Below are 5,035 nucleotides of genomic sequence, written 5' to 3'. Positions count from 1 at the left end.
CCCCCCCCCCCCCCCCCCCCCCCCCGCTTTTCAAGCCGAAGACGGCATACGCGATAGCTGTTATAGTCTCGTGGGCTCGGAGATGTGTATAAGAGACAGGACCTGGAACTGGTCCGCCGTAAAGCCACCGGCGAAGCGCAGCGTCACGTCGGCGCCCGCGGTGGCATCGGTACCGATGTGCAGCAGGGTAACGCCGTTCACCGTCTCGGCCTGGACCTGCCCGGCGGTGAGCTGGCTGCCGTTGCCGGCGGTGACCGCGCCCGCCATGGCCGTTCCGGCGATGGTGAAGACATCGCCGCCGGTGGCGCCGGTGATGCTGGCGAAGCCGTTGGCCTGGGCGACGCTCATCGTCACCGCATGGCGGACGCTGCCGACCAGTTCCAACCTCTCCACGCTGGTCAGGGTCATGCCGGAAATGTCGATCTGCGGCGTTGCCGTGGTGATCTTGTTCTCCGGATCGGCCACGTTGTCGGAGCTGATGCGCAGCGTGTCGGTGCCCTCGCCGCCATCGTAGGAAACCGTTCCGGCGTCGCTCTGCGCGGCGATGATGAAGGTGTCGTTGCCGGCCCCACCCTGGATGATGTCGGCTTCCGGCAGGGGATCGTGCGCGCCGCTGTAGAAGACGTCGTCGCCGTCACCGCCGATCATCGTGTCGACGCCCCAGTCGCCGATCAGCGTGTCGTTGCCGGTGCCGCCATCGAGCAGGTCGTTGCCGCCGCCGCCGGCCAGCAGGTCGTTGCCGGCCTCGCCATACAGCATGTCGTCGTCGGCCCGCCCGAAGGCCCGGTCGTCGCCGCCGCCGCCGTAGATCGTGTCGTTGCCGATGCCGCTTTCCATCGTGTCGTTGCCGGCGCCGCCGATCTCGACATCGTTGCCGCCATGACCCCAGAACCAGACGCCGTCGTCATTGCCGACCAGCCGGTCGTCGAACTCGCTACCGATCCAGCGCTCGATGTTGGTGAAGGTGTCGCCCGCGGCATCGCCCGTGCTGTTCGCCGGGTTGCGCAGATCCAGCACGACGCCCGCGGTGGCGTTCGCGTAGGTCACCTCGTCGAAGCCGTCGCCGCCGTCGAACACGTCGGCTCCGGCGCCGCCCTCCATGGTGTCATGGCCGATGCCGCCGATCAGCGTGTCGTTGCCATCGCCGCCATACATCAGATCGTTGCCCTGGCCGCCGTCCATGCTGTCGTCGCCGGCGCCCCCGTACATGGTGTCGGCATCCCCTTCACCAAACAGGGTGTCGTTGCCGGCGCCGCCGTCGAGCATATCGTTGCCCCAGCCGCCGTAGATCAGGTCGTTGCCGTCCTCGCCATAGAGCACGTCGTTGTCGGCACGGCTGTAGATCTGGTCATCGCCGGCGCCGCCATAGACGGTGTCGTTGCCGTCGCCGCTCTCCATGGTGTCGTTGCCGGCGCCGCCGATCTCCACGTCATCGCCCGCGTGACCCCAGAACCACACGGGGTCGCTGCCGGCCACCATGGTGTCGTTGTAGTTGGAGCCGATCCAGCGCTCGATGCCCGTGAAGGTGTCGCCCGCGGCGTCGCCCGTGCTGTTTGCCGGGTTGCCGATGTCGATGACCATGCCGGAGGTCGCGTTCTCGTAGGTGACGACGTCGAAGCCGTCGCCGCCGTCGAACACGTCAGCCCCGGCACCACCGTCCATGGTGTCGTGGCCGACCCCGCCGATCAGCGTGTCGTTGCCGCCGTTGCCGATCAGAATGTCGTTGCCCGCTCCGCCGTTGATGTTGTCCGCCGCGTCATCGCTGGTCAGCGTGTCGTTGCCGTCGGTCGGCGTGCCGGTGACGGCCAACTCATGGGCCCAGCCGTTCGCCCCGGCGCCCTCGACCCCGGCGAAGGGGGAGGGGGTAAAGACGGGCGCTGTGCGCACATCGAGCTTCCAGGACGCGCCGCGCACCGCCGGGCCGACCGGCCCCGAAGAGGCCGCAACCACGGCGCCCGTGGCGGCGGACAGACGGTCGAGAAGGAGCCGGCCCGCCTCGCCCGCGCCGGCATGGCAGGCGTGGATGTGAATCTCGGTACCGCGCGCATCCGGCCAGGAGCGGTCGAGCAGCGAGCGCGCGTCCAGCGGCTGGGCACCCAGCAGGACCCGCCCCGGCTCGCCATGGGCGACCAGATGCAGGACGGACGGGCGCGCGGCGAGCGCGGCGGCGAGAACGGCATGGCCATCCTCGGCGGAGGAAACGAGCGTAACCTGAACGTCGGGACGGCGGTGGCTGAGCAGTGCGTCGAGATCCTCAAGCCCAGCGTCCGCGATGATGACTTCGTTCAAGGGGAACTCTCCGTAAATTTTGTTGTGATCGTTGGGATGCCCGAGCGCCCCACCCGCGTATATGGCAAAGCGTGCGACTTCCTATGACATGAATTTCCAAGGTGTACTCCTGCAACTGCCTAATAAGTAATAACTCCTACTCCTCGCGCAAAACGCCAATTCTATTGATATTCATTCCATACGGAGGCCTTCTTCAGAACCATCACTTTAGGAAAACTTAAGTCATTTGGATGGATCGAAGTCCCGTGCGGTGAAGGATGGGCGCAATCGATATTGCCACGATGTATTTCGAAGCCTTGACGGGCGGCGGCGGTGACGCGGATGCGCTGCCCTCTCCTTCGCGCTAAGCCCCCCGCCCTCGCTACCGCCTTATGCGCCTCCAGGGCTCTCGTGATACTTATCTCACAGATCACTGCCGCACCTCATCGCAACACATGCAAGGTTGCCGAGACGTGGATCGCCGCATCGGTTCCATGAACGGTTGTCGCCGTCGGTGTCGCTGACGGGTAGATCAGTTTAGAAGCCGGTTTTCCGCGGCTTCCGCCCCGGACCGGCCGCCGTTTTGCAGACCAGATCCGTTTAGAAGAGAGTGGATCGGTTTAGAACCGGGCCGTCGCCGCCAAGATCGGCCGCTCCAAGCGAGCCAGGGCGCTCAACTTCAGCCAGATTGCCAAGCCATTCCGCCAATGTCCGCAGCCCGGTTTTGCGGTCCGCGGTCCGGCGCCCTGATCCACGTCGCAGATCTCCTTTGGGACGCTCCCGATCCCGGGATGTCGCTCCGGCTTTATGAGCGGACTCTCGTGGTTTTCGGCCATTTCGGCCCGTCTTCCGGCTTCAAGACCGAACTTTTCTCCGGCTTTATTTATGAGCCGACTCCCACCCATCCCATACCCATCCTCGCGCCCACCTTGCGAGCGACGCCGGCTGGCGCGTCAGGCTGTTCAAATGGGTTGTACAGGCGGCCAAACGATCGTTTCCTCATAACGGATTGAATTGTACAGTGGGGCAGTTTTTCCGCTTTCATGAACGGACTCCATGGCCCTCATCGGCTACGCCCGCGTTTCCACCGAAGACCAAGCCACCTTCAGCCAGCTCGACGAGCTGAAAGCCGCCGGCTGCTCGGTGATCTTCGAGGAAAAGGCATCGGGCGCCAGCCGGGCACGCCCGGAACTCGCCAAGGCCGTCGCCCAGGTGAAGCGCGGTGACATCCTGGTCGTGGCGCGCATTGACCGGCTGGCCCGTTCGCTCTCCCACCTGCTCGACGTGATCGAGGGGCTGGAAACGGTCGGCGCCCACTTCAAGTCGCTGCGCGACCCGATCGACACCTCCACACCGCAGGGCAAGTTCGCCCTGCAGGTTTTGGGCGCTGCGGCGGAGTTGGAGCGCGCGCTGATCCGTGAGCGCACCAAGGCCGGATTGCGGGCGGCCAAGGCGCGTGGACGGGTGGGAGGCAATCCCGCCCTCAAGCGCCGCGATCCCGACGCCATTGCGACGCTCTCCGCCATCCGCGACCGGCAATATGTGGCCGATCTGTTGGCAAGCATGGAGGCTTGGCTGCCCAAGGTGCGCTCCATGCGCCCGGGGAACTCTTGGGGCAAAGTGGCCAAGACGCTCGGCCGGCTTGGCTCGCCCGACCGGACCTGGACCGCCGACCGGCTGTCGCGGGCGGTCCACCGCCTTGTCGCGGAAGGCTTGGCCGAGCCGGACCTGATCGCGCCGGCACCGCGCAAGCCGCCCAAGGACGACCTCCTGCTGGTCATCGCCGGCATCAAGGGGGCTGACCCGACCATCAGCCTGCGCGCGATCGCCGCGCGCTTGGAGGAGATGCACATCCGCACGCCGCGCCGTGGCACGACTTGGTCGGCGTCTTCGGTTAAAGCGCTGCTTGACCGCGCTGAGCGGTTCGGACTGATCATCCCAGTGGCCGAGGGGAGGCGGGCTCGTCGCCGGGCACCTGACGCGCCAAGCGCCCCAAAAGCTTGATCGGTCCTTGGCATCGAGCCGGCACGAGGCTTGCCAAACCGGACCGCGGAGAATGTCTTCGGCCATCCGCCGGTAGACGGAGGCCGGACGCAAACCGAAACCAGGGATTCTAGTTTCGGCGAAGGACATTCGTCGCAGTTCTTCACACGTTTGGCAATGGTTTCTTGAACTATCTCACAGAGTTCCTCAAAAAACAAAGCATTATCTAATACTGACAGCATTTACAACGCAGTATGAAACGTAAAAAGCAATTCAAAAAGGCAAATTTTATCAATTACTTATCAAGTACCTAGTATCTATACCTCATTTATTATTAATGAATTCACTTTTAAAAAATATAGCAAGGTATAATAATGCTATGGCCTGACATAAATCTGCTTCTTGGACACATCTATCATCCGTAGATATCAGATTTAATGATTTTAGTTATATAACAATCAATGGGCTTAGAGATAAAGTTTTATTACCACGTGGCAATACTTCACTTTGTGCGGCGAGTGCGGCCTGCGCTGCGGTGAGCTCGGCATCCCGTGCGGCGAGCGCGGCCTGCGCTGCGGTGAGTTCGGCATCCCGTGCGGCGAGCGCGGCCTGCGCTCCGGTGAGCTCGGCATCCCGTGCGGCGAGCGCGGCCTGTGCTCCGGTGAGCTCGGCGCCCTGCGCGGCGAGCGCGGCCTGCGCTGCGGTGAGCTCGGCATCCCGTGCGGCGAGCGCGGCCTGCGCTGCGGTGAGTTCGGCATCCCGTGCGGCGAGCGCGGCCTGCGCT

At 64.2% G+C, this 5,035-nt stretch carries 3 protein-coding genes; 1 reads left to right on the top strand and 2 read right to left on the bottom strand.

Annotated elements, in window-relative coordinates:
- Window positions 1-60: 60 nt before the first annotated feature.
- The gene (locus Q4I23_RS30420; protein WP_498528693.1) at window positions 61-2,289 is read right to left on the bottom strand and encodes a DUF4347 domain-containing protein; all 2,229 of its coding nucleotides are present in this window, start codon (window positions 2,287-2,289) and stop codon (window positions 61-63) included.
- Window positions 2,290-3,324: 1,035 nt separating this feature from the next.
- Here Q4I23_RS30420 and Q4I23_RS30415 point away from each other — a divergent pair.
- Window positions 3,325-4,272: a recombinase family protein gene (locus tag Q4I23_RS30415; RefSeq protein WP_498528692.1), complete on the top strand. Its 948-nt coding sequence runs from the start codon at window positions 3,325-3,327 to the stop codon at window positions 4,270-4,272.
- A 426-nt stretch (window positions 4,273-4,698) separates the two neighbouring features.
- Here the strand turns inward: Q4I23_RS30415 and Q4I23_RS30410 are convergent.
- A partial coding sequence (locus Q4I23_RS30410; protein WP_498528691.1) for a hypothetical protein occupies window positions 4,699-5,035 on the bottom strand: 337 nt, incomplete at its 5' end.

Source organism: Azospirillum sp. UFLA03-27, from assembly GCF_059803775.1.
The sequence above is the reverse complement of the archived record's forward strand: the minus strand, read 5'-3'. Positions and strand labels throughout refer to the sequence as shown.

Bases quoted from the DNA above. Each gene is read 5' to 3' on its own strand.
- Q4I23_RS30415 (WP_498528692.1), top strand. From the start codon at position 3,325: ATGGCCCTCATCGGCTACGCCCGCGTTTCCACCGAAGACCAAGCCACC.